Below are 25,820 nucleotides of genomic sequence, written 5' to 3'. Positions count from 1 at the left end.
TTTAGCGTGAGAGATATCCTAGTTAATTCAACTCTCATGCTTTACCCACAGCGTTTTACGCAGTTCACCAAAGAACATGCAGATACCTTAGCAGCCCTGCTTTGTGGGTTATTGCTATTTCTCGGATGGTTCGCTTTGCATCTTAACTGTTTGGAATTGGCATTACTGCTGTTACCTGCTGCTTATGTCATTGGTGGCTACGAAAGTGCCCGTGAGGGACTGACTACCCTAATCAAAGAAAAGGAACTAGATGTAGATTTACTGATGATTGTGGCAGCTGTTGGCGCTGCTAGCTTAGGTTTATGGCGCAGGGAATATCATCTAATTATTGATGGGGCAATTTTGATACTCATCTTTGCTATCAGTGGTGCGCTGGAAGGCTATGCTATGCGACGAACTGAGCGCAGTATTCGCAGTTTGATGAGTTTGACACCAGATACAGCCAGGGTTTTGCATCAGGAAGGAGAAGAAGTAATTCCCATTTCGCAACTTAGGGTAGGGGATGAGATAGTTGTTAAACCCGGAGAGCTAATTCCTACAGATTGCATTATTGTGTCGGGTTACAGCACTCTCAATCAAGCCGCGATTACAGGTGAATCCTTACCTGTAGAAAAGACGGTAGGTGACGAAGTATTTGCAGGTACACTCAACGGTTATGGGGCGCTGAAACTTCAGGTACACAAACCAGCAGAAAGTAGTTTGATTCAGCGTGTGATTCGTTTGGTGGAACAAGCACAAACAGAAGCACCGCCTTCTCAACAATTCATTGATCGCTTTGAACGGGGATATGCAAAAGTAATTGTGATTGCTGGAATATTGCTGGCAACTTTGCCGCCGTTTATTTGGGGTTGGGATTGGGAAACAACAATTTATCGCGCCTTAACTTTTTTAGTGGTAGCTTCTCCTTGTGCGTTAATGGCGGCAATTATGCCCACACTGCTGTCGGGAATTGCCAATGGTGCAAGACAGGGGATTTTGTTTAAAAATGGGGCACAGTTAGAGAAAATTGGCAAAGTCCGAGCGATCGCCTTTGATAAAACTGGTACTCTGACCACAGGACAGCTACAAATATCCCAGGTAATTGCTACTAGTGAATACTCGCAAGCAGATGTGTTGAAAGCAGCAGCAGCTTTAGAATCTTCTTCAGAACATCCCATTGGTAAGGCGATCGTGCAGGCGGCTGGAGATTTAGACTGGGTGCGCGGAGTAGAAGTGCAAGCCATACCCGGACAGGGAATTATTGGGATGGTCAACGACCAACAAGTCATTGTGGGGAACACAACTTTTGTACAGCAGTATATTAACCAGTTACCAGAAGAATTGTGGGACTTGGCTCAATCCCTGGAACAGGAAGGTAAAACTGTTATTTGGGTGGCACAAGCCAAACAGGTGATGGGTGCGATCGCAATTGCAGATACGAACCGAATAGATGCAGTAGCGACTATTACCCGCTTGCGAAAGCTGGGAATTGAAGAAATTGTGATGATTACAGGTGACAATCAACGCACTGCTGATACCGTCGCCCAGTCACTTGGGATTAGTCGAGTTTATGCAGAACTTTTACCCGAAGATAAGCTTAATGTCATTCGTAGTTTGCAGAAGCAGTATCAAACAGTGGCAATGGTAGGAGATGGCATCAACGATGCACCTGCCTTAGCTCAAGCATCTGTAGGCATTGCCATGGGAGTAGTAGGCAGTGATGTGGCTTTGGAAACCGCAGATATAGTACTAATGGCAGACAAATTAGAGAAAATTGCCGCCGCGATCGCATTGGGTAGGCGATCGCAAAGTATAGTTAAACAGAATATAGCCGTAGCCTTGGGATTTATTATTTTACTCTTAGTTGGTAACTTTTTAGGCAATATCAACTTACCCATCGGCGTAATTGGGCATGAAGGTTCTACAGTATTAGTTATCCTAAGTGGACTGAGATTGTTGACGAATAGATAATAAAGTGCATTCCCAAACAAGACGTGGTTGGGCGTAACAAAGTAGAGATTTACGAACTTGTTCTAGCTGGTTGATAATACTGGGTTGATGCCACTGTTGCCAATATGACTGCTGAAGATAATCGACTAACCACAGTTGTGCTTCTGTATCTAAATCCTTATCAATTTGCTTAGCTAACTCCAAAGCATTGCGGTAGGATACAGGTGCTTTTGTTAAATCTTGGAGTAACTGAGGAGAAATTGCTTGTAATTGCTCGTAAGCTGCGATCGCACTTCCAGGACTGCCAGCTGCTATATTCAACACTGCTGGATGCTGCAAAATTTCCTGATGCCCAGTTTGGGTGAGAACTTGAGTTAGAGACGGTACATCTAAGCGATAAAAAGGAATGCGTTGACAGCGTGACACTAAAGTTGGCAACACAGACTCAGGCGAAGGGACAATCAAAATCAGCGTTGCTTGTCCTGGTTCTTCCAAGGTTTTCAGTAAAGCATTGGCTGCGGCTTCTGCCATTGTTTCGGCTTCCTCTAGCACTACCACATTTCTCGGTGCTTCCAAAGGGGGACGGCTAAGAAATTCAGTAATTTCGCGAATTTGCTCTAGTCGAATTACAGGCGGTGCTTTCCGCTTCAGTTTTTTTTCTGCTGCTTCCGCTGCTGTCAGTCGTTGTCCTTGGTATTGGTACGTTGGTTGCACCCACAAAACATCAGGGTGGTTACCTTGACGCAAACGGTTTTGTAAAGATGTAATTATTCGCGTCTCTACAAAACTAGAAAATAGCAGTTCTATAAAGCACTTTGCCGCTAAACTTCGTCCTACACCATCCGGCCCAGTAAATAGATAAGCAGGAGCAACTCGGTTTTGTCTAACAGCCTGAGTAAGTAATTCTATAGCTTGCTGTTGTCCAACTAGTGATTTAAATGGGTCATAGGTCATTAGTCAATTGTAGATTGACTAATTATTGATTTGCGTGGAAAGGACAGCCTGTTGCCAATTTGTTTAAAAACGACCCGTTATCAAAAAAATGTTCCAAGGACAAAATCTTCAAGTCGTCATTAACGCGAGCAATACTGACTCCGAACACTTCTACAGTTTCTCCGGTGGGTGCATGTTCTTTGTATGGGCCGCTAAAAGTTCCCCAATGTCGCCACTTGAATGTTACGTTTGGTGGGCCTGATAGAACTTCTATTAACTCCCATAGAAATCCATTGGGAAATGCTTCATGAAAGATTTTGGCCGATGATTCAAAGGTTTCTGCTGTTGACTTATAATGCTCCGTATCACCTAGAAATAGGTTGTATGTTCCCACATCTGCTACATCATCAGCAGTGTAGGCTAGTCCGCCATTGGTAGTCATGCGAAATTTTTCAGCAACAATCGACACCCACTGTTGGGGATTTGTTTTATATGATGCCTCCATCTCAAAAGTTCTGACAAGATTTTGGACTATCGCTTCGAGTGAACCTTCTGGATGATTATACTTACTTTCTTTTTTGAGATATTGGTTGGTGTAAGAGTAATCAGGACGTGTTTGATATCGCCACTGAACATCAGCATCATTAGAGATAACGGTATCTCTATCTTGTATCCAAAGAGGCTGCTTTGTGGATTCTTCCGTACTCATTTAAGTTTGTACTGGATTAATGATTTGCTCAAAATATATCTGTGGAATTGCTATCCCACAAATATGTACATCAATTTTTGGGCTATTGGTTGCTAAGATATACTTGTGATTTTGTTACCAAGTAGATCAGCAAATAACATATCACATGTGCGGGTTCACTTGATAGCACCTTTCTACTTAGTTCCTCTTTTCTATATATTTAATCGTTGGTTTAATATTTCCTGCCAAGCGAGCGCACCTTCAAGCCATTAACTGCACAAGGAAGCTAAACAGTATTGGTATAGACTTATTAGTAGATGCTGATAAGTAGATCGGCGCAAATAAATATAGTGTGTTCTGTCATTGCGAGGAACGAAGCAATCCCAGTCTTTGCGATTGCTACTCTGCGAGAAGGCTCTGCCTACGTCGTTCCTCCTCTCTACGAGACGCTACGCGAACGCAATGACATCTTACATTTAATTATTCCTACCGACTTAGTTCAATATCAAGCGATCGCTGCTTTTATTGCTTTGCTCCTGGAAGATTACTCAAGCTGCGACTGGCAACATCAGCACTGAGTCCCCACAGAATCAATCCTAGATAATCGGCAAAAGGTCTAGCACCAAAGGTCGTACCATTTTCTATATAAAGAGAACTGATACCCGCAGCTGATAAGCCAACAAGCAAAATCAGAGATAAAAGCGGACGCACTACCCAGAAAGTTGCTTCCGCACGAACCCGATCGGACACACCAGAAAGATTAATCAAAAACTGTTGAAATTTTACTAAAGGACTTGGTGTAGTCTTTTCTTTAGTAGGTTGGTTGATGCGATTGGTTGCTGTGACAATTTCTTCTAGGGATCTTTTGTAGGGTTCAATTCCAGAGTTTCCACCTGCTCTTGCACCAACGCTGTCTAAATCTGAACTAATTTTTTCTAATAGCTCTTTGGCTTTAGCATCTTCTTTTTGAGCAATATACTGTCGGACTTTACCAATCTTCAGTGTATATTCGTCAACATCTGTAGGAAAAGTAGTTGCTTGCTGGTTAAGCCGATCCTCTAACGCTTGCAGTTTGATTAACGTTTCGAGGCGATCGCGAATTGTTTGCACTTGAGTTGATACCGTATCCAATTGTTCGCGGACTACGAGCGTGCGAACTTCATTTACCATATCTGCTAACAATTGTTTATTCTGGTCTTCTAGTTTTGCACCTGCAATATCTGTTTGTAAACGATAAACTTCTTCCAGTGCTTTTGCTTGTGGTTCACCGCGCTCCTGCATATATTTAAAAAGTCTGCCCAAAATCACACCAAAGAACAGAACAATCAGTGGCAATAGAGGGCCGCTTCTCGCACTGAGGTTGATTGGGAGTGACAGGCGATCGCTGCGATTTTGCAACGTTAGATAAATTGCTCCACTATAGCGATCGGGAGGTATTACAGAACGCTTCAAGATGAGCGGGATGCTGATAATCTGATTGGCAGGTATTTTGATATCTTCAGAAAGGGAAATAGCTTGTTTATTAAGCTGATACCCTGTAAAGTCACCTTCTACAACTACCGCTGTGTTGAGAATACTAACAGGAACCTGAGTAGAATTATCAAACCAAAGTTCGCGTCGATCGATATATGCACTGGGATGTAACAATAGCCGAGCTAAAGCGCAATCTAGCCATCCTTCACAATTAACTAACTGAAGGCGCATTTGCTCTGTTCCTTTCAATGGCACTAAATTTGGCACTGGATCGGGCTTTGGTGTTGGAGTTATTACTTCTTTTATAGGTATTTGCTCATTTACGGCAGATGGAGACTTTGTTTGGGCAAACACAGGTGCTTGCAGGAGAACAATAGGTAAGAGGATTGCAGAAAGCCATTGTTTCATAGGTGAAGCTGTAAAAAAAGAGTGCAATTCCTTGTTTTTTACTGAAAAAATTGTGTGCGGAAACCCCAACTTCGCTATTTTGTAATAGTCAGCGTCACTTGCTTGGTTGTCCACTCACGACTTGGAGATGCTGCAACTGTTAATTTACGTGTTATTGGTTGCTCTCCATCGATTGCTGCTAGCAGGGTTTCGAGGGGATTAAGCGATCGCCTTCCAAATCCCTTTTGCACAATTTCTTCATCTAGAGATGGTAACTCTAGCCAGCGAAAGTTTGCCCGATCTTTGGTTGCAAAAACCTTAACGGTGTTTTCGACTTCATTTCCTTCTCCTTCTAGGGCAGGTTGAAGGGGAATTTTCTCTTCCTTTCCAGGCTCAAGTGTAATGAAAAGCTCTGTGGTTTTTTGCGGATGAATCTGCTGAATTGACCAGTCAGATTCAAAATTCAACACGGCAACATTGAGCGTCTCGGTGGAGTTGTTACGGATAGATAAAAAGATATAATCTCCAATTTTTACAGTAGGCTGAGTGCGATCGCTGAACTTCTGCAACTGAGAAAGTGCAGGAATTGGATCTCCTCGATCGTAAGTATCAGAGGTTCCCATCCATTCAACAGCTAGCTTCCCTGACAATGGTGAGTCTGTATCTACATTATCAATGGTTTTGGCAGCTCGGTATTTTGCCAGATGAACTAAGCGTTTGACGATTTTTTCAGGAGCAGTCGGATCGTCAATCTTTAAAGTCGGTTTAATATTCTGGAAAATAGCACCACCACTGTCACGGATTTCAAACTCACAATTGTTATTAATTTCCACAAAGTAGTCTACTCCTTCACCGTTGTCACCAGCAGTTCTTGTCTCATCCAATTCCACCCAGCCATTTCCAGGAATAGCTGCTTTGAGTGCTGCGAGTGCTTTCTGATTTTGTTCGCCTTCTTGAGTCAGTAGGGAGACTTTACGCACCAAACTTGCTGCAACCGCAATTTGAACAGCCAGATCGCCGGGTTCAACTTTCAGTTCTTTTCCGGCGATCGCTTCTAGTTTACACAGTGAGTCTGTGCCTCCGCGTTGGATAATTCTAGCAATGGCAACTCGATTATCCTTCTTGGTCAAATCGGTTGTGCTGCGAGGATAAATGGCAAACTCTGCCCCTTTAGTGACTCCATTGGCTTGCCCAACTTCCAGTAGAGCTCGCATTTCTCCTATTTCTGTCTGCTCTACCTTCATCACAGGTACTGCAAATACGGTTTTGACTCGCTCAGTGCCAAAAATCAAGCGATCGCCTTCACCCAACAACATCGGCGTTTGCGAAGGAAACTGACTGTGAATTTGAGCATGGATGCGATCGTACAAATCTTTGTAGGTTTGCCCAGGATTCTGCTGTCTGAGTGTATCCAGCAACCAGTAGGTAAGCGCTCCGTTGCGTTCTCTAGTTTCCCGATTAAAAGCGTACTCATAGGCGTATTCGTTTTGCCGACATGCTGCCAACAGAACATAATCTCTTGACTCAGGTACTCCACTTGCTTTGAGTCCGCGAGTTCCTCCGCCTAAAGATTGCCAAGTTGCAGCCAAAACTTCTAATGGAGCAACAGGCTCAAACGTAGCTTGTAGGGGTTTGTCATCCTCCACATTCATTCCCCGGATTTCTGCATCTCCTCGTGTTGCACCACCTGAATGGCAGCAGTCCAGCACAAGAGTGACAGTGAGTTTTTTATCTACCAACTCTTTCAAAAGTTGAGCCAGTTCCAAATCGCGGAGATACTGCCCTTCTGAAGTACCGATATCAGTGGGTACTAGTCCCTCATCGATTTCACCAACACCTTTGATATCAGGAAATACTGTTTTTGCCCGTCCGCCATGCCCGGAATATTGAATGTAAATTTGTGCTGTTTCGGGAGCTATCTCGCCTAATTTTCTAAAACTATCTACTATATTTTTGCGAGTCGGCAGTTTTTCTGAAGGTTCCACAGGCTGTTGTTGGCCTGGCTTGTCGGGATTAACAGAAGCTGTCAGCTTCAAAATCTTGGTCTGTGGAACTTTTTGCGTATTTTTGAGAAAAGCTTCTATATGATTGATATCTCGTACACACCCCCCAAGACTTTTGTAGTAACTGCCATCGGGTAGGATATTAGGCATGTAACAATCAATGCCTATTAATAATGCATATAAATTCGGTACTTGATTAGTTTTCTCAGTCATTTGGACTCCACGAGCTTAGAAGTTTTATATAAATCTCAGATATTCCAGATCGTTTGCAGCACAATATACTGTTACAACTAAACTTTGAGATAGCGTAATACACTCTATTCAAGTAGTATTCTGGATTTTATGCGAATTCTAGATTAAGAAAATCTAACGTAACTTTTAGTATGAATTTTAACAACGAATAGGCGATCGCTCTCCTAGAATACGTAGTTTTAGTAACGACAGGGTGCGATCGCCTCCATAGCTAAAGTTAAAGCGTGTAAACTCAAGGTAGCCTGCCTGTGCTTGCTCCATTTCACAAAATGAGCGACAAAGAATGACAACGCTATTAATTCAAACTCAAAGCGTCCCGCTGACGGTCAATCTTCCTTCTATCAAATCGATGACAACTGAACAGTTCTATGAATTCTGTCAAGCCAATCCCGATTTGAGAATCGAGCGTAGTGCTAGTGGGGAGGTAATCGTTATGCCACCGGCCTTTTCAGATACGGGTAACCGCAACTTCAAGATTGCTGTACAACTGGGAAGCTGGGCAGAACAAGATGGGACAGGCGAGGCTTTTGACTCCAGTACAGGCTTTACCCTACCCAATGGAGCAATTCGCTCGCCTGATGCTTCGTGGATAAAAATAGAGCGCTGGAATGCCTTAACTGACAAACAAAAAGCCTCATTTGCACCGATTTGTCCTGACTTTGCAATCGAGTTGCGTTCTCAAAGCGATACCCTCAGTGGATTGCAAGACAAAATGCGGGAATACATTGCCAATGGTGCATTACTCGGTTGGTTAATCGATCGCAAAAACCGAAAAGTCTACATTTATCGCCTCAACCAAGAAGTTGAAATCTTAGACGATCCCGAAACAGTGAGCGGCAATCCAGAATTACCAGGATTTGTCTTGCGGATGGAAAAAATCTGGTGAATAAATTTCGGTGCGATCGCTGATATTCAAAATCTTCAGATGCGTCTTTAGGCTTTTTCAAGTTCTTCCAGGCTTTGGTAACTCGTTAATTATTTGTGAACAGCCATGAAGAAATACATTTTATACTTCTGATTTTTGGTTGAGAGCAACAGTAAATTTTTACTACTATTATCAAGTTCATTGTTACAGAAAATTGGTATAAGTTTACAAGGCCTTTTGTCAACCAGCCCTGTAAAAACCAAGCGAGGTATTGATGAACTGGATTAAAGTTCTTCCCCAAGATGAACTACCACTGAATGAGCGCAAAGTAGTGAAAGTCGAACAACGCGCTATCTTACTGCTTAACCACAACAACCAAATTTACGCGGTAGAGAATTCCTGTCCCCACCTGAGGCTACCCATGCGGAAGGGCAAAGTCACCGATGATGGAGCAATTATCTGTCCTTTTCACCGCAGTGCTTTTGACCTAGCTACTGGCAACGTTAAGGAATGGAGTATCTTTCCCCCTGGTATTGGAAAAGTGTTAGGTGCGGTTTCTAAAGAAAAAGCCCTACCAGTCTTTCCCACTCGTTTAGAAGAAGGAAGTATTTGGGTGGGATTGCAATAGTTGACCAAATTTTAGATTTTAGATTCTGGATTGAAAGATTCCAAATCTAAAGTCTAATATCAACTTAACGCAAACCCAATATTTCAGAAATTGCCGCTACAATATCAAGATAAAAATTACCCTTCACTGCCCTAAACAACTCAAATTTTGAGTCAGGGGCACCAAAAAACGGTCTGAGAAACCATCCCAGCTGCATACCAACAAAGGCATAAAGCAATAACCAGGATCTTAAAATAGTGGTGCGGGTTTTTTTGCCAACTTCATCTTGTTGAGAAAGTAACTGCATTCCTTCATAAAGAAATTTAACACCAAAGATACCTGTGATGCCAAAAATTAATACATTCAACAGTTTAAAAAATTGATAGGAATCTGGGGTAGTGATTAGAAAAAATAGCGTGACTGGTGCCAAACTGAATAAAAGCACGCTAATTACTGATACAGATGTGAGCAATACAACAAAATGCTGTTGGATACTACTCCGAGAACCAAATAGAACATTAAAGAAGAATAAAGTCGGAAAACAAATGATGAGTGTTAATAAATAAAATGCTGGTAGTTTAATAGCCCCAGATAATGACTGTGCCCAACCGTGAGATGCGCCAATAATTGCACCATAGATGGCAAAGAAAATAGAACTAGAAACGAACAGGGAATTGATTTTATTCTGTAATTTCACTCCCTGACGGATTTCTTCTAAGAATCCCTGGCGATCGCGGAGTAAACTAATCAAAACACCAAAGTGTTGAATTCTGTAAGATGGCTTTTCCAACATAACAATTTTATATGTCTTCAATATTATTGAAATTTTGATTATTTACTAATAATTTATGAGTGAAATCCCAAGAGATAGCTAATAGATTGAATCACACTTAAATAAAAATTGCCTTCTCTTTCTCGAAACAGTTGAAAGGGAGAATCAGGTGTGCCGAAAAAGGGTCTGAGAGTCCACCCTAGCTGACTGCCCACGAAAGCATAAAGGAATAGCCAAAACTGTAAAATTTTCTTCCGGGTCTTGCTACCTTCATTCTCTTGTTCCAAAACTAAATTCATTGCTTGATATAAAGCAGAAACACCAATAAAGCCTGTAATCGCAAATATCAACACATTTAATAAAATCAAGAATTGATAATTATTGGTGGTAATTAAGAAAAATAATGTAATTGGTGCAAAGCTAAATAAAAGTACGGCGGTGACTGAAACCGCAGTTAGTACTAGTGCAAAATGCTGACCAAAAGTGCGCTTTGAACCGAAAATCACATTAGCAAAGTACAATGTCGGCAAACAAATCAGCAGTGTAATTAAATAGAGGGCTGGTAGTTTAATGGCGGAAGACAAAGCTTGCATCCAGCTATGAAATGCACCAATGATTCCGCCATAAATAGCAATAAAGATAGAACTACAAACCAGCAAAGAAATGATTTTATTGGGCAGTCTCGCACCTTGGCGGATTTCTTCGAGAAATCCTTCGCGATCGCGCAATAAGCCAATTAGTACTGCAAAGTATTTGATTCCTACTGATTTCCGTTCGATCATGTTATCCTCACACAGGTATTATTCAAGTTTCATCCGAATAATCACAGCCAGAACCAAACTTCCAGGAGTCAAATAAGCGATGCCAATAATATTGCTGTTCGCTAGGCTGACTCTTAATCCACGTTTCTAGCATTGGACTGAACCAAAACAAGGCAGTATATACACCTAAATTGCTGTAATGCACCATCCAATCGAGCAAACTTCCCAAACCTACCTGCGGAATTATCTTGACAACTAATCCTGGATGGGAGAAACCTGTTTTCAACAGTGTTTGTGTCAGCGCTGAAAACTGTACCACATCTTGTAAAAATGGCTTGAGTACTGGTGTACCCAACTGTTGCATTTCTTGAAATACCGCAGATAGTAATTGGTTAATTTGAGTTGAAGCAATCTTTTGATTCACACCAACACTCATCGCCTTTTGAAACAACCAAGTCACAGTCAGACTTGGCTGATAAGGTTGCAGTAGTGCCAGTGCCTTTGCAGATAATCGATCGGTTTGCAGTGCTTCGTGGATGCCAAATGTTAAACGCTTCAGATGACGCACCATTGCACCAAAACCACCGAAACTCAGAGGAGATTGGCTACCACTGCTATCTCCCACTGGCAGAATGCGACTCCAAGGTGTTTTCAACGGACTTTGGCGGTAAGTGGGAAAGAAGCCAAACAGCGCCCGTTGAAACTTTAGCTGGCTCAATTCCACACCCTGATATTCTGGTAGGAGGCGCAGATATTCCTCAAACAAAGCTTCTAAACTTAGACGTTGTGGATATGCATCCATGTAGGTAAACAAGTAGGTGGTTCTACCGTCTCTGGCCGGAAAAGCTTCCCAAAAGTACTGGCATTGATTCTGCAAAGATGTAAATGATAACAACAAATCGCCTGAGTTATTTTCCGGAAATCCTTGGGCACAACTCCCCACAACTAGGCAAAGGGCATCCGGTTTTTTTCCTTGGCGTGCTTGTTGAGTGATGGGAGACAAATGTCCCATTGCATCGATTAATAACCTAGCTGTGAATTGGTTTACCATCACCCCATTTGGATGAACCACCGCCTCAGTAAAGGGTGTGTTTTCTAACAACTTTCCACCAGTAGCTAAAAATTTGGTTTTCAACGTAGCTAGTAGATAAACTGGATCTACGCCAATATTTAAAACATCCTCTACCCAAACTTCTGTACCACCGTGAAAGCTGACACGCGCTGGATTATACTTAGTGGCGATCGCTGTTTCCAACTCCGCCTCTGTTAGTAAGTCCAATTCCAAAAATACTTCTAATTCCTTGCGGGAGATATTCCATTCTTGCTCTCTTCCACGCAAAATACCCCGTTCCATCAACGCCACCCGTAGTCCCTTCACTGCTAAGGCGCAACCAATTAAAATGCCTAAAGTGCCACCGCAGATAATTACATCCCAGTCTACGGACTCTAAAGGCTGTTGACTTTCTTTTACTACTGTTGGTATTGGTGCAGTGTTTTCTCTAATAGATGTGAGGATGCGATCGCTTCGACGCAACCCTCCCAAAACATCGCCCGGTAATTGGGAAAGAATTTCTTCAGTTAGCGACATAGGATTTAATTCCAGCAGAGTTACTACTATCGATCGTATCTTTGCTTGATTAAGAGTCAAAAGACGGGAGTCAGATTTTATTTTGAAATCAAGTCAGGCTAATTAGTTAGAATTCCCGAATCTATGCAAAAAGACCAAAACCACCTCCCCTCTGCCTCTGGAGTCTGTCTGTGGTCTTAACTAGCAGTCTTTAACTGGACATGATATGAATCTTTGACTTGAAATTTACTAGCTAGGATTAGATGGTGTCGATCTGCTGAAAAAACGGTCTAAAATTTCTGATTGTTGCTCGGCATTTAAGTTACCGTTACTATCAACCAGGTTTTGAATACAACTGTGGTCTTGAGAAACATGTAGATTTTTATCTAAGTTTTCAGACCAATGTCTTTGTAACTTCCCAACAATACCAAGTGTTTCTTCTGTACCACCTAATCGAGGCGTAAGCTGCATCAGTAACTCCATAGCTACAGTCGGCAGGATGCGGCTAGAATCATTAGAGAAAAAATCAAAAGTCATATTGCCTAGCCGGATGCGATCGCCATCTTTTAGTTTGATCGGCTGCTGAGTGCGTTTACCATTCACAAAAGAGCCATTGGTACTTTTGAAGTCAATTAAGTAAAAGCCTTTATTCTCAATATATTGAATCGCAGCGTGGCGACGAGACAGATATCGATCCCCAATGTAGATTCCACTGCTGCGATCTCGACCTATTGTCCAAATCTGTTGCGGTTGTTGTAAAGCTTCTGTGCGATCGCCCAAATTAGTCATCACATACACAGCAGAACCATCTACTACACCCAGGGCATAACGTACCTTCACCAGAGCTAATGACGGCTGGAGTGGGTTTTCTAGCTGAAGTATTTCATCTAAAAGCGTGCCATGATGCTCATACAACTTCAGAAATACTTCATATAAATTTAATCGCCGTTTTAATTCTCGATCTTGCGACTCAGCCATCATAGCTAAATCTTTTACAGGCCACAGATTTGACTTGCTGATTTCGGTCATCATGAATAATTAATCCCAGTCCATAATTAGGATAATTGCCTTTTTTGTTGCCGCTATCATTATGGACAAGTGAGCGGCTGTAGTTCGTTCAAATTGAAAATTTTATCCATAGAAGTTCACCTCTAATATTCCTGATAGTCATAAATATAATGAAACATCTAAATAAAATAATTATGATGATGCTTTGTTGTTTATTGTAAAGTATGGTATTAAGTTTTTAACAGATGGCAATTATTAAGAATTTTGTAATAAATTCTAAAGCAAGATTAGAATAAATTGATTGCCAAAATAGCAAGATACTAGGAAAGCCCTCTAGCCCCACAACTCATCAATTCCAAAATGTTAACACAACAAATTTAACTGCTAGTTTTTAGTAGCTGTTATTCTGATGGCAATGTGGCAATTCAAATAATCTTTGATTTCTAAATTTAAAATTTGGAATTGACCTCATCTACAATTCCAGATTTTAACTCTTAAATCACAACAGGCCTCGTTTCCCATTGGGGCGTACTGTCATCCAATTGGTTTTCGCTAGTGCCATCTGTTCATCAGAAATCTTAGCACCACTGAGATTAGCACCACACAGATTAGCTCCGCGAAGATTGGCGTTACTGAGATAAGCATGGCTGAGGTCTGCGCCTCTAAGATCTGCCCCTTCTAAATCAGCATGGTTAAAGTAAGCTTTGCTCAAATTAGCGTCTTTGAGATTTGCTCGAGTCAGACTAGCTCTGCCAAAATCGCTATTGTGCAGATTAGCTCCCTGGAGATTGGTATTTTGCAATTGAGCAGAATGAAAATTTGTCTCGGATAAGTCAACACCTTGCAGGTTTAGCAGATTTAAATTGTGCAGGGCAAAATCCCGCCTTCCCTTGAGATAGGCTGTGAGTAAACCTTGGGTATCTAATTTGCGCTCTACTTTAGAAAGTTGAGTTTGTGAACCATTACTGTTGCTATTAGGCAAAGATGTTGATTTAGCCGTTCCAGATCCCTGACGCATTCCCCCTGCATCTAATCCAGATGCTTCCGCAGTTTTGGCTCGTCTAGCTCGAATTGCAGCTGCTACCTGTGCCACTCCAACACCAGTAGGAGGGGCAGAAGGGTTGCTGCATAAAACAGCAGAATCTTCGTGGCGGTTGTGTGTTCGCTCTTTATAATTAGTATCAGATTTAACTAATAAGCCTTTGGACAAACTTTCTAGATATGGTTCTATCTCTAATGCTCTAAGTACATCTGTAGCAGACTGGTAGCGATTGCGGACAGACACGTCTAACATTTTCCGCAGCACACTAGTCAAGTGGTCGCTCACATGTACCAATTGCTCCCACATCATCTCGCCTGTTGTGGGATTGTAATCCAAATCTTTAGGAGTTTTGCTAGTTAGTAGATAAATACATGTCACTCCCAAAGCGTAGATATCACTGGCATAGACTGGACGCATCGCCATTTGCTCTGGTGGTGCAAACCCAGGAGTCCCAATTGCATATGCAGTGAGTGCTGTATGTCCAGATTGGTTTGTGGCAGCTTGACTGACTTGGTTTTTGACGGCACCAAAGTCAATGAGTACCATTCTGGCATCTTGAGTGCGGCGAATTAAATTGGCGGGCTTAATATCACGGTGAATCACCTTTTGCTCGTGGATATATTGGAGTAATGGCAAAATCTCGCTCAGGAATTGTTTGACTCCGGTTTCAGTTAAGATACCGTTAAGCTTGACCTCCTGCTGCAAGGTAGCACCACTGATGTATTCCTGAATTAAGTAGAATTGTTCTTGCTCTTCAAAATAGTCAAGTAACCTTGGTACTTGCGGATGATTGCCAATCTTGCCTAGGGTTTTAGCTTCTCGCTCAAACAGTTCTCGCGCCATTTGTAAAACATGTGGTGCGGTTCCTGAGGGACGTAGTTGCTTGATCACGCAACTAGGTTCTCCTGGTAAGGCTTCGTCCTGAGCTAAGAAGGTTGCTCCGAAGCCACCCTGACCTAATGGTTCGAGTACCCGATAGCGATCGCGCAACAGTAATCGCGAGCCACAAGACTGACACCTCGGGCTATATGCCACATTTTCTGGATTGGGACAGGTAGGATTTAAGCAGTAGCTCATGCACTGTCAACTCGCTGCACGAATAATCACGGGGAGCATTACACTCTCTCTCAATTATTGAGATTGCAATCAACTCTTGCCAGGTGATTTTTGCTGGAAATCCTTTGAAGAGTTCCTAAAGTAAACCTAGAGTTACGTAAACTCATACGTAAACTAATCTATAGACAAGATAATTTATTATACTTCAATTCCCTACGAGTATCCAGGCTGGTTGTAATACCTTCCTTCGATAAAACCAAGAAACTAGCATTGCTGTGCAGAAGTCAAAAATCAAAGTTTTTGCGTAAGTCCTGAATTTGGAATAGTGAACTAGCGCTGCAAAGATAAGTTGCTAGGAGGAGGCAGTAGGTTGCGGAGGTTCCCTCCGTTGAAGTAACTGCCGTCGGCTTTGCCGACTTGTTCGCTCAAGCGCGTTCCCGCAGGGTAGGAAGTGCCGTCGCGTTTCCCGACAGCCGCGAAAGTGGCGTTAGTTTCCCTTCAGGCAAACTTCAAAGAGGGTTTCCCGAACAAGGCAACTGGTGTTAGCGTAGCGTCAACCCAAAGGTAGGTATATTGCGTGCCCGCTGTACTAGGAGAATACCCAAAGTCATCGTGATTGCAATTATAAGTCTGTCGTTTTTGAAACAAAGAGTTTGCCACAACAAACTACTGACACTGACATCGGAGTAAAGTGTAGACTTCTTAATTAATTGTTTGTCAAAATGTAAATTCTATTGTTCTATTTATACTTTATTCAAATAAGTAATTATATTTAGATTTTTAATTACATTATGAAGTTATGTTAAATCTATACTAAAACTTCATAATGCAAATCAGTATTTCAATATCAGCTTTACAATTTTTTTGGTAAATATAATAGCGGGTTGATAATGCAAAAAGTCAAACGCTGTAGTCCGAAACATGCCAAAATTAGCAAAAAATTCTTTTCCATTAAGAATAGCAGAGCATTTTACCTCTTATAAACTATATCAACCCAAAGATAGATAATCGCCAAGATATTTTGATTGACTTGGTGATGGTTATTCATATGCTCCTTGTGAGTCTATGAATATTTTTAAATGGAAAATTACACAGTTAGTGCGTTTGTTTCAAAATAATGCAACTCTATACACCTATTGAAATCAAACAAATCCAGCAAGACCTTCCCTACTTAATTGAAATCATGGAGTGGGTTAAAAGTTTTTTAGGAAGACATCACCCTGATTTAGGTAGAACTGGGCCAGTTTGCCCTTATGTGAATCATGCTCTCAAAACAAACAGCATTCGCACGGCGGTTATTCGTGCGAACAATTTAGATTTACAGCAATTAGAAGAAATTGTTAGAAGCTATCGAAAAATATTCCTAAAGATAGATGCAGAAAATGAAGAATTATTAATCAATAAAGCTTTTTTACTTATCTTCCCTGATATCCATAAAAACGAAACTTTTGAATTAATTGATGCAGTTCAAAGAAAACTGAAACCATTGTTTGTTGAGTCAGGATTAATGATAGGTGAATTTCACAAGCATACTCAAAGTTCTGGTCTGCATAACCCAAACTTTCGTCCGCTTCGTAGCCCTATTCCATTACTAGCTATTCGTTTTATGGTTGAATCTGACCTGCCTTTTCTTCAGAGTCAGGATGACGAACCCTACTTACGTATTAGGTATCTCGAAGCTTATTTAAAGCATTTCGCTCACAAGATTGTAGATAAAACAAAATTAAACAATGCTTATCAAGCATTAGCATTAGCTCAAGAACAACTTAAAGAAGAAAATTTAATCATAAAGTAATCATATATACAAAATGAATATAAATGCTGTGAAGTCAGAATATAAACAAAGTATTCATTTAGACACGTTAACTCATCCGATCGGCGATCGAGTTCTCCAGGAATCGAATATCGCCCAAACAGTTCATTGCCAGAATCTATGCATTCATCGGATGTTTGAGCTTCAGGTAGAGCGATCGCCTGATACTGTGGCTGTGGTATTTGAAAACACGCAACTAACCTATCGGCAGCTTAACCAACGAGCAAATCAGCTAGCGCATCATCTATGCAGCTTAGGTGTTGGGTCTGAGGTACTTGTTGGCATTTATTTAGAGCGCTCTTTAGAGATGATAGTGGGATTGCTGGCAATTCTTAAAGCTGGAGGCGCTTATGTACCTTTAGATCCCACATATCCCTCAGAACGTTTAGCCTTTGTTTTGCAAGAGACTCAGACACCTGTGATTCTAACCACAGCAAGCTTGCTAAACAGCTTACCCGCTCATAAAGCGCAAATAGTTTGTTTGGACTCAGAGTGGGAAGTGCTAGCCCAAAATAGTCCAGCAAATTTGGTCTGTGAGGTAACATCCGATAACCTAATTTACATAATCTACACTTCTGGTTCTACAGGACAGCCCAAGGGTGTAATGATTCCCCATCGGGGAATTTACAACCAACTTCAATGGCGGCAAACAACTTTTGAATTGACTGAAGCAGACAAAGTTTTACAGACTATTTCTCTGAGCTTCGATCCTTCAGTGTGGCAGATATTCTGGCCGTTGTGCTTCGGAGCGCAATTGGTTTTAGCTCGTCCTGGTGGACATCAAGACCCTACTTATCTTGTTAATCTGATTGCCGAGCAGCAAATTACCGTCATTGCTTTAGTACCTTCCATGCTGCGTGTATTACTAGAGCAAAAGGGAATTGAGAATTGTCAAACTCTCAGGCACATTACCTGTGGTGGTGAAGCTTTACCTGTCAAACTCATTGAGGATTTTTTTAGCAAATTGAACTTGAACAATGTTCTACATAATTGCTACGGCCCGACAGAAGCTTCCATTGATGCGACTTTCTGGAAATGCCAGCACGACAGCAATTATCTGATTGCCCCTATTGGTCGCCCCATTGCCAATACACAGATTTATATTTTGGATGAAGATTTGCAGCCTGTGGGAGTTGGTGACTTAGGTGAACTGCATATTGGTGGTGCTGGACTGGCCCGCGGCTACTTCAAACGTCCTGACTTGACCAGAGAGAAATTTATTCCTAACCCTTTTAGCCAAGAGCCAGGAGCGCGATTGTATAAGACTGGTGACTTAGCTCGTTACCTTGGTGATGGCAACATTGAGTACGTTGGTCGCCTTGATTCGCAAGTAAAAATTCGTAGCTTCCGTATCGAGTTGGGCGAAATTGAAGCAGTACTAGCTCAACACCCTGCTGTGCAGCAGTCTGTGGTCATAGCCAAAGAGGATGTTCTTGGAGATAAGTACTTAGTAGCTTATATTGTTGTCGATCGCGATCGGGCAGCCAAAACTGATGAAGTACGTCGTTTTCTCAAACAGAGACTGCCAGATTATATGATGCCTTCAACTTTTGTCATCTTGGAAGCCTTGCCAATGACTCCTAATGGCAAGGTAGACCGACGTGCTTTACCAGAACCGGCTCAAATCAGACAAGAACTAGAAGAAACTTTTGTAGCTCCTCGCGATGAAATGGAACTGCAACTAGTAAAAATTTGGCAAAAGATTTTAGGTGTAAACCCTATTGGCATCAGAGATAACTTCTTTAGTTTAGGCGGACACTCTTTGGTAGCTGTGCGCGTACTTGCTCAGGTTGAGAAAGTCTTTAAAAAAAATCTGCCCGTAAGTACCCTTCTTCAAAATCCAACTATTGAGCAACTAGCTGTAATTCTTCGCCAATCAGAATTGATGAACTCTTGGTCATACTTAGTACCACTTCAACCCCGTGGTTCCAAGCCTCCTTTATTTTTATGTCAAGGTATTGGCGTATATCAACCTTTAATTACTTATTTAGATTCAGAGCAACCTGTTTATGGACTCTTGTCAGACGACGAGCAGGGAAAGCCAGTTAAGCTGAATCGATTAGAGGAACTAGCATTTAACTACATCAAAGAAATAAGAACTCTCCAGCCTGAAGGCCCTTATCTGTTGGGCGGTCATTCTTTTGGAGGAGTCATCGCATTTGAAATGGCTCAGCAATTAATCTCACAAGGTCAAAAAGTTGCTTTGCTAGTTTTGCTAGATACTTTTCTACCAGGTACAACAAAAGCAATACCAAGCTCCGAGAGACTTTTATTTCACTTAAATCAGCTTTTACGAACTGGCCCCAAGTACCTTGTAGAAAATGTTATGGAGAAGTTGAGCAAAACTTATGGTAAGTTCGCTCTCAAGCATAAGTTTTTCAAAATTAAAACCCTTGAACACTTAGTTAGGCAAGCTGCATATTACAAAACTGTAGTAAAGTATGCCAAACACTATGTACCGCAAGTTTACTTAGGTCGTATTACTCTCTTCATAGCTAGCGAGAAGTCGGTTCGGGTTGAGCCGGAACTGGGCTGGACTAAGTTAGTAGCGGGAAAATTGGAGAGCCATGAGATTCCTGGCGATCACTTTGGTATTTTAAAAGAGCCTAACGTCCGGTTGTTGGCTGAAAAATTGCAGGTTTCCATCGACCGGGGCTTGACATCATCTCGCCAATAACGACCGCCCCAATTTAGCAGCACTACAGGCTAATCAAAATCCAATGCATAATTAGTAGGAACTATAGATTAAAAAAGCTGCTATTGAGTGAGTCTGAATAAACTTTCGGAATGCCTGCGCCTGTTTGCGATAGCCCAATTTTAATAAAGCACGATACAGCCTTCCAATAGAAACAGATAGTTCCAACTCATGAAGCTGTCGATCCAATTGATGAAGTTCCGCTTCAGTCTGTTCAATTTGTTTTTCTAGTTGGAAACGAACAAGAGTATCTGCCGCGATCGCGTAATCGTGACGTAACCTTTTTAGCTTCTGGGCTTGCAGGTCATAATGTTTTTGTAATGCTTGGCGTTTATGCTGTAGGTGCTGCTCGGAGGACATTCAACTACTTTTTGAGTGAATAATCTTTACTCAAGGTGGGGTAGATGTTTAGCAGCTTATCATTACTGACCTGGATTCAGTACAACGATTATTTCCGCAAGCCTAACTCCCAAAGGTTTCCAGTGGGGATTGCTGGCAGAAAAAGTGCGATCGCCTGATACTGCTTGGTAATCATGAGGATATTTATCGGCAGCATTGGCAGCGGTATCTACACGTAAGATAAGTTTGCCTTGATACTTCGATAACCGGCTACTATCCAACAAAATAGTGCCGCCGTAGTCCCAAGCCAACCCAAAGAGTTTAAAATTGCCTAATTTCTGGCGTAACTCGCTCAATGGTGTACCGACACCAATACCTTCACGTGTTTTCCAAGCTGAACCCAGGTTACGCACATCTAGGGGTTTTGTACGAGTCTTATCGCTCCAGACTACCAAAAGCGTAGACGCACAGCGGCTTGTCGTTAGACATCGCCCCTGATTGAGGTTTACTTGCGTAGCGGCAAAACTACCTATTCCTTCAGCGCCTGAAATGGTTTTATCAACAAGGTGGGATGCACCAAACAGCTTGACTAAATCTTGCTTGGTGGTTGTACGTGTCACCGGGCCGACTCGTTCGCCAGGAACGATTAAGGTATCTGTCAACGGTTGCGATTTAGCGATGGTAAGTGGGTGATGGATTTGTTGGGTTAATGCAACTGCTGAGGTGGCTGAATGGCCAAGTAGTAAAGCTAACGTAGCTATAGTAATGCTTTTGATGGGTGGTTTCATAACAAGGGTATTGATGGTGGAATATGAGTGATAAATGTTAAATGAACAATTATTTACTCTTTGATTTCAACTTCTACAATTTTCCATTTACTAATTCCTGATTTCCAAATTATATTTTGGTTAAATAATTATTTGGAAATTTCATGCAGAGATGCTCAAGATACAGAGTTTTTTGGAATTGTATTATGGCCAATAAAGCAGAATTGAAATTATTCATTATTGCGATCGCAAGTTTAAATACTTGGTTGCGATCGCAAACTATATTCTGACTGGCTGTATGCAAGTTGCTATTACAATGGGGACAAGTCCCACCATGCTGCAAGTGTCAAGGTGTCAATTATGAACCATATCAAGGAAACAATCGCCATTTTGGGAGTAACGAGTGTCCTGGGTGGAATACCTGCCGTTGTTTATGCAGAAGCACCACGAACAGGTATCAACCAAATGAATTTTACAGAATACTATAACCAGGGTAAGCAAAAGCTGGAGCAAGGTAACTTCAAAGGAGCGATCGCAGATTTTAACCAAGTAGTGCAGCTTAATCCCCAGTTTTACGAGGGTTTTTGTCTGCGAGGTTTGGCTAAATCTCAAATAGGAGATTTTCAAGCAGCGATCGCAGATTTTAACCAAGCACTGCAACTCAATCCCAACCATGCAGACGCATACAACAGTAGAGGAACTGTTCATGCAGAACTGGGAAATATCCCTAAAGCGATCGCCGACTTTAACCAGACAATCAAAATTGAGCCGAAATTTGTAGATAGTTACTACAATCGAGGGCTTGCTTATTTTAAACAGAGAAATCCCCAGGCAGCACTTCAAGACTTTGATCGGGCAATCAGCTTGAATCCTAATCTAGCTGATGCCTACGGCAATCGCGGACTTGCTCAATATGCTTTAGGAAATAGCAAGAGTGCTGTTACGGATCTTCAGCAAGCTGCAACACTGTTTAGCCAGCAAGGGAATACCCAAGGCTATCAACAAACACAAGCTATTATTCAGCAGATTCAGCAGTAACTACTAGAAGAGGGTAGTAATTAAGAGCCGTTTTGGAATCGAATTCTCAAGCTAATAGTTCAGCTTATTGCATTAATTGAGAAAAGCTAACACATCTTTGTGGCCATTCTGATAGGGAGTCAGTTTCCCAGTTAGTTGCATATAATTGACGCAGCGTTTTGCCCATCAGCTTTAGTGGCTGTTCTGCTAATACAAGCGGCTGTTAACGATAACATAATAACTTAATTTTTACTACCGTGTTATTCTGTATATTTAAGTCTGGAAATAGATAACAAAAGGATTATACTTTTTAAGTAATTTCATGTGGATTTCATTTTCTCTAACTGAGGTCTAACAATGGAAACTTTTTTATTTAGCAAAGCTAGATAAAAGGAGCTTAAACTCTGTTTTTGAGCAAATTAAGCGTAATTTATCCAAAATAACTCATAAATCTTGATATTCCTGACAAAACATAACTTGACCTGTAATAGTTAATCGGATAGCCTTAGCATTCAGACCTGTTTAATTGGGAAACTAATGAACAAAAAACTAATTCTAAATTTGATTTCCAGTTCTGCAATTTTTACCTCTCTGCTCTCTACACTAGGAGTAGTACATCCAGCCCATGCTGGTACTATCACTCAGCGATTAATACACACAAACGATGGTCGTACCTGTATCAGTAATCCTCATGGCAACATGAATTTTGTATGTATTAAAGATTCACAGAGAAGTGCAAACGCTCCCCTTCCAGCTAAATCGATGGTCATTTCAGCGCAACCATCTGATAGCAATGTTGCAGAGCTAAATTTTACCGATGAAGAAAGCGATATGGCAATTAAGTTATTTGCCTGCGACTGTCCATATTGTATAAATTCTTTGCGTCAGCTGCGCGGTACTGGCAACTTGGTGTACTAATATTTGCTAGTACTTAACCATTGTCACTGTAACTTCTAATTTTGAGCATATTTGTTTTAGCCCGATTCTCTAAAATCAATCTCATAAAAGATTCATAGTTAAGAAACCCAAACAAATCTAACTTTCTTAACTATGAATTACGAATTAATAATAGCGCGATCGCATGAAGGGACAATTAGCTTTATAAATCAAGCCTGCCCCCATCAAGTTTATTCAACCACCTCATTGACTGGGAACCTATCAATTAATTGCATAGCCCGATAGGCATTACGCTGCAAGGAATCTGGCAAATTGGGCACGTGGGGTATCTGGGATAATAAATCTAAAGTTCGGCGTAAGATTCTCACCACATCACCTTCATCTAAGGTGGTATTTTCGCATAGTTCTGTCCACTCTGTTCCTAACGCCCACTGTTCCACAAGGGCAATTAAGTTGATATAGCGATTTTCCAAACCTACAGGCAAGGCTACACCATGTCGGTATTGTACCTTTAATACTGAACGGCGAATTGGTTGTAATCTAGACCAAGCTCGATCTATTTCGGAGGAGAGTTCAAAGTTCACTCTAGTGTCGGGGCGTGGTGTTTCTGTCACTAAAGCAGCAATGACTGCTGCTAAATGGTGCGGTTCTGAGTGGTCTAATTCACTACTAGCAAGTGCTAAACCCAGCCATAATTCATTCTCTCCGCGGATTGCCGCCGCAACTTGTCCTAATTCTGTTGGCACTAGGTTATCTAGGCAGCTAAAGTGTTGCAAAATTGTGATGAGGTTGAGAAACTCTTCCCAATAACGTCGTGACTGTTGCCCTACTTGAACTTCTAACTCTTCGAGTTCGGCTTCTAGTTCGACACAGCGTGCCCTGCGTTTATAAATCGCTGCGGCATTACCTGATTGATATAGAGAATTAGCCTCTAATTGCTCTTGGACGGCGGCAGTTCGACTGAGTTGTTCTGCCACTTCTGGCGGCATATACAGAGATTCTCCGGGATTAGGGATGCGTTGAGCGATCGCAAATGTTTCTTCATTACCACGGCGTGACTGCCCTGGTTTGAGGGGCATTTCTGGCGGTGGTAATATCTCTGGCGGCACTTCCACTCGCGGCAGTTCGGCATACAAATCGGTAACATCTGTACTAGTTACCACATACCAACGGTTATCGCTTCCCAAACATACTAAATAAGGCGCTTGACCAGAGTCTGTTGTTTTTCCTACTAACACTGCTGGTACAGGTGAAGGTGCTGTAATGTTTTTACCCTTAAGGCTCAACAGCGTTCCCGCCACTGCAAAGCTCAACATCATCACCAATTGTTCTTGTTTATCTTCCTGGGCTTGCTCTTGCAAGGTTTTCAACAACTGGCGTTCTACTTTCAAGCGTTGCCGCAATTTTTCATAAACCAGCAATTCATTTTCATCAACGGCGGCGATTTGCTCTTGCAGTTGGGTTAATTCGGCTTTGATTGCGGCAATATCATCGTAATCCGGTCTTAAATGCAAGGTTGCCATGTACTGCCCAAAGCTGCGTTCTATAAGTTCTTTGGCTTCATCCAAAGTGTGAGTTTGCAGTAAGTTCAACACCATGCCGTAGCTGGGCGTAAACTGACTCACTAAGGGGTCTGGTTGAGACGTAGCCAAATACGCTGCTTCTTTTGCTCCTTCAAATGGGGTTTGTACTGTCACCACATGACCTTGTTTATCCATGCCCCGGCGACCTGCCCGCCCTGCCATTTGCAGGAATTCGGAAGCGTTTAACAGGCGATGTCCGGTGTCGGTACGCTTGGAAAGGGTGGATATTACTGTTGTGCGAGCAGGCATATTAATCCCGGCGGCTAGTGTTTCGGTGGCGAACACTACTTTTATCAGCCCTTGCTGAAACAGTTCTTCTACAAGCACTTTCCATGCAGGTAAAATCCCGGCATGGTGGGCAGCAATTCCTCGGTAGAGGGGGGCAATTTGTCCAGAACGCCCGGCTTCGGGATTGCGAGTTAAAAAGTCATCAATTTGTCGCCGCAAAATCTGAGATTCGTCATTATTTACCAGCCATAAATCACCTACCTCCGCCACTGCTTTATCACATCCCCGACGGCTGAAGATAAAGTAAATCGCTGGTAGCATATCCCGTTGCTGTAGCTGGCTTAGGGTATAACTTAGGCCAGGAGCTTCTGGTCTACCATTTTTGCCTCTGTCTCCTTGTCTCCTTTTCCCCCGGTTTGCTAGGCGGGGGTTAATTTTAGTTTTGCTATCATTCAGTAGAGGAAACAGCCCTTTGGGATTGCAATAGTGAAATTCCAAGGGTACTGGGCGAAAATCAGAGTAAATCAGGTCAGTTGGGCCGTGAACGCGATTTAGCCAGTCGGTGAGTTGATCGCTGTTGGCAACTGTTGCCGAAAGGGCTACGAGTTGCACTTCACGGGGGCAATAGATGATTGATTCTTCCCAAACTGTCCCCCGTTGGCGATCGTTCATATAGTGGCACTCATCCAGTACCACTGCTTCTACGTCTACCAATGAAATACCGACTTGCCCGATGGGTGTGCCATAGAGCATATTCCGAAAAATTTCTGTGGTCATCACCAGAATTGGTGCATCTCTGTTAATGGAGGCATCTCCAGTTAACAGTCCCACTTGGTCAACACCGAATTTTTCTCGAAAATCGCGTAATTTTTGATTCGACAGTGCCTTGAGGGGGGTGGTGTAAAATACACGTTTCCCTCGCGATAGAGCGCGATAAATAGCGTATTCTCCGACTAATGTTTTGCCCGAACCAGTGGGCGCACATACAACAACAGAGCGTCCTGCGTTCAGGGACGCGATCGCATCTTTCTGGAATTGATCCAGATCAAAGGGAAATATCAACCCTAAGTCAAGTTCTGGAGACGGCGCGGGATAATTCACTCAATCACATTATGCAACCAGACTGTTTACTATATTA

Annotated in this window: 21 protein-coding genes; 8 read left to right on the top strand and 13 right to left on the bottom strand. The window is 42.1% G+C overall.

Annotation, left to right across the window (positions count from 1 at the left end):
- Positions 1–36: 36 nt before the first annotated feature.
- Positions 37–1,950, top strand: coding sequence for a heavy metal translocating P-type ATPase (locus tag RMY31_RS09375; protein ID WP_322660553.1), 1,914 nt, complete (start codon positions 37–39; stop codon positions 1,948–1,950).
- Here RMY31_RS09375 and holB read toward each other — a convergent pair.
- Together holB and RMY31_RS09365 are read right to left on the bottom strand one after the other, a co-directional pair.
- A complete protein-coding gene (gene holB / locus RMY31_RS09370; RefSeq protein WP_322660479.1) occupies positions 1,918–2,883 on the bottom strand; it encodes a DNA polymerase III subunit delta' in 966 nt (321 codons plus the stop codon). The genes RMY31_RS09375 and holB overlap by 33 nt on opposite strands.
- Before the next feature lie 22 nt (positions 2,884–2,905).
- Positions 2,906–3,571 carry a SnoaL-like polyketide cyclase gene (locus RMY31_RS09365; RefSeq protein WP_322660481.1) on the bottom strand — a complete coding sequence of 222 codons (666 nt, stop codon included), beginning with the start codon at positions 3,569–3,571 and terminating at the stop codon, positions 2,906–2,908.
- Between the two features lie 296 nt (positions 3,572–3,867).
- Here RMY31_RS09365 and RMY31_RS09360 point away from each other — a divergent pair, with 296 nt between their 5' ends.
- Entirely contained in the window at positions 3,868–4,128 is a 261-nt protein-coding gene (locus RMY31_RS09360) for a hypothetical protein (RefSeq protein WP_409877812.1), read from the top strand.
- On the opposite strand, the gene RMY31_RS09355 is transcribed toward RMY31_RS09360, so the two are convergent.
- The 3 genes from RMY31_RS09355 to RMY31_RS09345 form a co-directional block, all read right to left on the bottom strand.
- Positions 4,073–5,431, bottom strand: a complete 1,359-nt coding sequence (locus RMY31_RS09355; RefSeq protein ID WP_322660485.1) for a hypothetical protein — start codon at positions 5,429–5,431, stop codon at positions 4,073–4,075. The two genes, RMY31_RS09360 and RMY31_RS09355, sit on opposite strands and share 56 nt — an antisense overlap.
- Before the next feature lie 74 nt (positions 5,432–5,505).
- On the bottom strand, positions 5,506–7,626 hold the full coding sequence (locus tag RMY31_RS09350; protein ID WP_322660487.1) for a caspase family protein: 2,121 nt from the start codon (positions 7,624–7,626) through the stop codon (positions 5,506–5,508).
- Positions 7,627–7,803: 177 nt separating this feature from the next.
- Positions 7,804–7,926: a hypothetical protein gene (locus RMY31_RS09345; protein ID WP_322660489.1), complete on the bottom strand. Its 123-nt coding sequence runs from the start codon at positions 7,924–7,926 to the stop codon at positions 7,804–7,806.
- A 22-nt stretch (positions 7,927–7,948) separates the two neighbouring features.
- Here RMY31_RS09345 and RMY31_RS09340 point away from each other — a divergent pair, with 22 nt between their 5' ends.
- Complete coding sequence (locus RMY31_RS09340) at positions 7,949–8,551, top strand: Uma2 family endonuclease (protein WP_322660490.1); 603 nt, start codon at positions 7,949–7,951, stop codon at positions 8,549–8,551.
- Positions 8,552–8,804: 253 nt separating this feature from the next.
- On the top strand, positions 8,805–9,158 hold the full coding sequence (locus RMY31_RS09335; RefSeq protein ID WP_322660492.1) for a Rieske (2Fe-2S) protein: 354 nt from the start codon (positions 8,805–8,807) through the stop codon (positions 9,156–9,158).
- 64 nt (positions 9,159–9,222) lie between these two features.
- Here RMY31_RS09335 and RMY31_RS09330 read toward each other — a convergent pair whose 3' ends face one another.
- From RMY31_RS09330 to RMY31_RS09310, 5 genes are all read right to left on the bottom strand, one after another.
- Positions 9,223–9,930 (bottom strand): actin-binding WH2 domain-containing protein, encoded by a 708-nt coding sequence (locus tag RMY31_RS09330; protein WP_322660493.1) that lies wholly within the window; start codon positions 9,928–9,930, stop codon positions 9,223–9,225.
- Between the two features lie 53 nt (positions 9,931–9,983).
- Positions 9,984–10,691, bottom strand: a complete 708-nt coding sequence (locus RMY31_RS09325) for an actin-binding WH2 domain-containing protein (protein ID WP_322660495.1) — start codon at positions 10,689–10,691, stop codon at positions 9,984–9,986.
- Positions 10,692–10,713: 22 nt separating this feature from the next.
- A complete protein-coding gene (locus RMY31_RS09320) occupies positions 10,714–12,258 on the bottom strand; it encodes an FAD-binding oxidoreductase (RefSeq protein ID WP_322660497.1) in 1,545 nt (514 codons plus the stop codon).
- A 228-nt stretch (positions 12,259–12,486) separates the two neighbouring features.
- Complete coding sequence (locus RMY31_RS09315) at positions 12,487–13,269, bottom strand: FHA domain-containing protein (protein ID WP_322660498.1); 783 nt, start codon at positions 13,267–13,269, stop codon at positions 12,487–12,489.
- 475 nt (positions 13,270–13,744) lie between these two features.
- Positions 13,745–15,364, bottom strand: coding sequence for a serine/threonine-protein kinase (locus tag RMY31_RS09310; RefSeq protein WP_322660500.1), 1,620 nt, complete (start codon positions 15,362–15,364; stop codon positions 13,745–13,747).
- Between the two features lie 1,096 nt (positions 15,365–16,460).
- On the opposite strand from RMY31_RS09310, the gene RMY31_RS09305 reads away from it, so the two are divergent.
- Together RMY31_RS09305 and RMY31_RS09300 are read left to right on the top strand one after the other, a co-directional pair.
- Positions 16,461–17,138 carry a DUF6875 domain-containing protein gene (locus RMY31_RS09305; RefSeq protein ID WP_322660502.1) on the top strand — a complete coding sequence of 226 codons (678 nt, stop codon included), beginning with the start codon at positions 16,461–16,463 and terminating at the stop codon, positions 17,136–17,138.
- Between the two features lie 13 nt (positions 17,139–17,151).
- Positions 17,152–19,833, top strand: coding sequence for an amino acid adenylation domain-containing protein (locus RMY31_RS09300; RefSeq protein ID WP_322660506.1), 2,682 nt, complete (start codon positions 17,152–17,154; stop codon positions 19,831–19,833).
- 51 nt (positions 19,834–19,884) lie between these two features.
- Here RMY31_RS09300 and RMY31_RS09295 read toward each other — a convergent pair whose 3' ends face one another.
- Both RMY31_RS09295 and RMY31_RS09290 read right to left on the bottom strand, forming a co-directional pair.
- A complete protein-coding gene (locus tag RMY31_RS09295) occupies positions 19,885–20,211 on the bottom strand; it encodes a hypothetical protein (RefSeq protein WP_322660508.1) in 327 nt (108 codons plus the stop codon).
- A gap of 62 nt (positions 20,212–20,273) precedes the next feature.
- Entirely contained in the window at positions 20,274–20,978 is a 705-nt protein-coding gene (locus RMY31_RS09290; protein ID WP_322660510.1) for a hypothetical protein, read from the bottom strand.
- A 339-nt stretch (positions 20,979–21,317) separates the two neighbouring features.
- On the opposite strand from RMY31_RS09290, the gene RMY31_RS09285 reads away from it, so the two are divergent.
- Together RMY31_RS09285 and RMY31_RS09280 are read left to right on the top strand one after the other, a co-directional pair.
- Positions 21,318–21,995, top strand: coding sequence for a tetratricopeptide repeat protein (locus RMY31_RS09285; protein ID WP_322660512.1), 678 nt, complete (start codon positions 21,318–21,320; stop codon positions 21,993–21,995).
- A 516-nt stretch (positions 21,996–22,511) separates the two neighbouring features.
- Positions 22,512–22,892, top strand: a complete 381-nt coding sequence (locus RMY31_RS09280; protein ID WP_322660514.1) for a hypothetical protein — start codon at positions 22,512–22,514, stop codon at positions 22,890–22,892.
- A 209-nt stretch (positions 22,893–23,101) separates the two neighbouring features.
- On the opposite strand, the gene RMY31_RS09275 is transcribed toward RMY31_RS09280, so the two are convergent.
- Entirely contained in the window at positions 23,102–25,783 is a 2,682-nt protein-coding gene (locus RMY31_RS09275) for an RNA helicase (protein ID WP_322660515.1), read from the bottom strand.
- Between the last annotated feature and the right edge of the window lie 37 nt (positions 25,784–25,820).

Source organism: Dendronalium sp. ChiSLP03b (assembly GCF_034531165.2).
Classification (GTDB): Bacteria; Cyanobacteriota; Cyanobacteriia; order Cyanobacteriales; family Nostocaceae; genus Dendronalium; species Dendronalium minutum.
The sequence above is the reverse complement of the archived record's forward strand: the minus strand, read 5'-3'. Positions and strand labels throughout refer to the sequence as shown.

What these genes read in the sequence shown, in the direction of transcription:
- RMY31_RS09335 (WP_322660492.1), top strand. Translation starts at nt 8,805, where the DNA reads ATGAACTGGATTAAAGTTCTTCCCCAAGATGAACTACCACTGAATGAG.
- RMY31_RS09310 (WP_322660500.1), bottom strand. Translation starts at nt 15,364, where the DNA reads ATGAGCTACTGCTTAAATCCTACCTGTCCCAATCCAGAAAATGTGGCA.
- RMY31_RS09355 (WP_322660485.1), bottom strand. Translation starts at nt 5,431, where the DNA reads ATGAAACAATGGCTTTCTGCAATCCTCTTACCTATTGTTCTCCTGCAA.
- RMY31_RS09345 (WP_322660489.1), bottom strand. Translation starts at nt 7,926, where the DNA reads ATGGAGCAAGCACAGGCAGGCTACCTTGAGTTTACACGCTTTAACTTT.
- RMY31_RS09365 (WP_322660481.1), bottom strand. Translation starts at nt 3,571, where the DNA reads ATGAGTACGGAAGAATCCACAAAGCAGCCTCTTTGGATACAAGATAGA.
- RMY31_RS09360 (WP_409877812.1), top strand. Translation starts at nt 3,868, where the DNA reads ATGCTGATAAGTAGATCGGCGCAAATAAATATAGTGTGTTCTGTCATT.
- RMY31_RS09290 (WP_322660510.1), bottom strand. Translation starts at nt 20,978, where the DNA reads ATGAAACCACCCATCAAAAGCATTACTATAGCTACGTTAGCTTTACTA.
- RMY31_RS09340 (WP_322660490.1), top strand. Translation starts at nt 7,949, where the DNA reads ATGACAACGCTATTAATTCAAACTCAAAGCGTCCCGCTGACGGTCAAT.
- RMY31_RS09280 (WP_322660514.1), top strand. Translation starts at nt 22,512, where the DNA reads ATGAACAAAAAACTAATTCTAAATTTGATTTCCAGTTCTGCAATTTTT.
- RMY31_RS09300 (WP_322660506.1), top strand. Translation starts at nt 17,152, where the DNA reads ATGAATATAAATGCTGTGAAGTCAGAATATAAACAAAGTATTCATTTA.
- RMY31_RS09350 (WP_322660487.1), bottom strand. Translation starts at nt 7,626, where the DNA reads ATGACTGAGAAAACTAATCAAGTACCGAATTTATATGCATTATTAATA.
- RMY31_RS09315 (WP_322660498.1), bottom strand. Translation starts at nt 13,269, where the DNA reads ATGATGACCGAAATCAGCAAGTCAAATCTGTGGCCTGTAAAAGATTTA.
- RMY31_RS09305 (WP_322660502.1), top strand. Translation starts at nt 16,461, where the DNA reads ATGCAACTCTATACACCTATTGAAATCAAACAAATCCAGCAAGACCTT.
- RMY31_RS09295 (WP_322660508.1), bottom strand. Translation starts at nt 20,211, where the DNA reads ATGTCCTCCGAGCAGCACCTACAGCATAAACGCCAAGCATTACAAAAA.
- RMY31_RS09375 (WP_322660553.1), top strand. Translation starts at nt 37, where the DNA reads ATGCTTTACCCACAGCGTTTTACGCAGTTCACCAAAGAACATGCAGAT.
- RMY31_RS09325 (WP_322660495.1), bottom strand. Translation starts at nt 10,691, where the DNA reads ATGATCGAACGGAAATCAGTAGGAATCAAATACTTTGCAGTACTAATT.
- RMY31_RS09330 (WP_322660493.1), bottom strand. Translation starts at nt 9,930, where the DNA reads ATGTTGGAAAAGCCATCTTACAGAATTCAACACTTTGGTGTTTTGATT.
- RMY31_RS09320 (WP_322660497.1), bottom strand. Translation starts at nt 12,258, where the DNA reads ATGTCGCTAACTGAAGAAATTCTTTCCCAATTACCGGGCGATGTTTTG.
- holB (WP_322660479.1), bottom strand. Translation starts at nt 2,883, where the DNA reads ATGACCTATGACCCATTTAAATCACTAGTTGGACAACAGCAAGCTATA.
- RMY31_RS09285 (WP_322660512.1), top strand. Translation starts at nt 21,318, where the DNA reads ATGAACCATATCAAGGAAACAATCGCCATTTTGGGAGTAACGAGTGTC.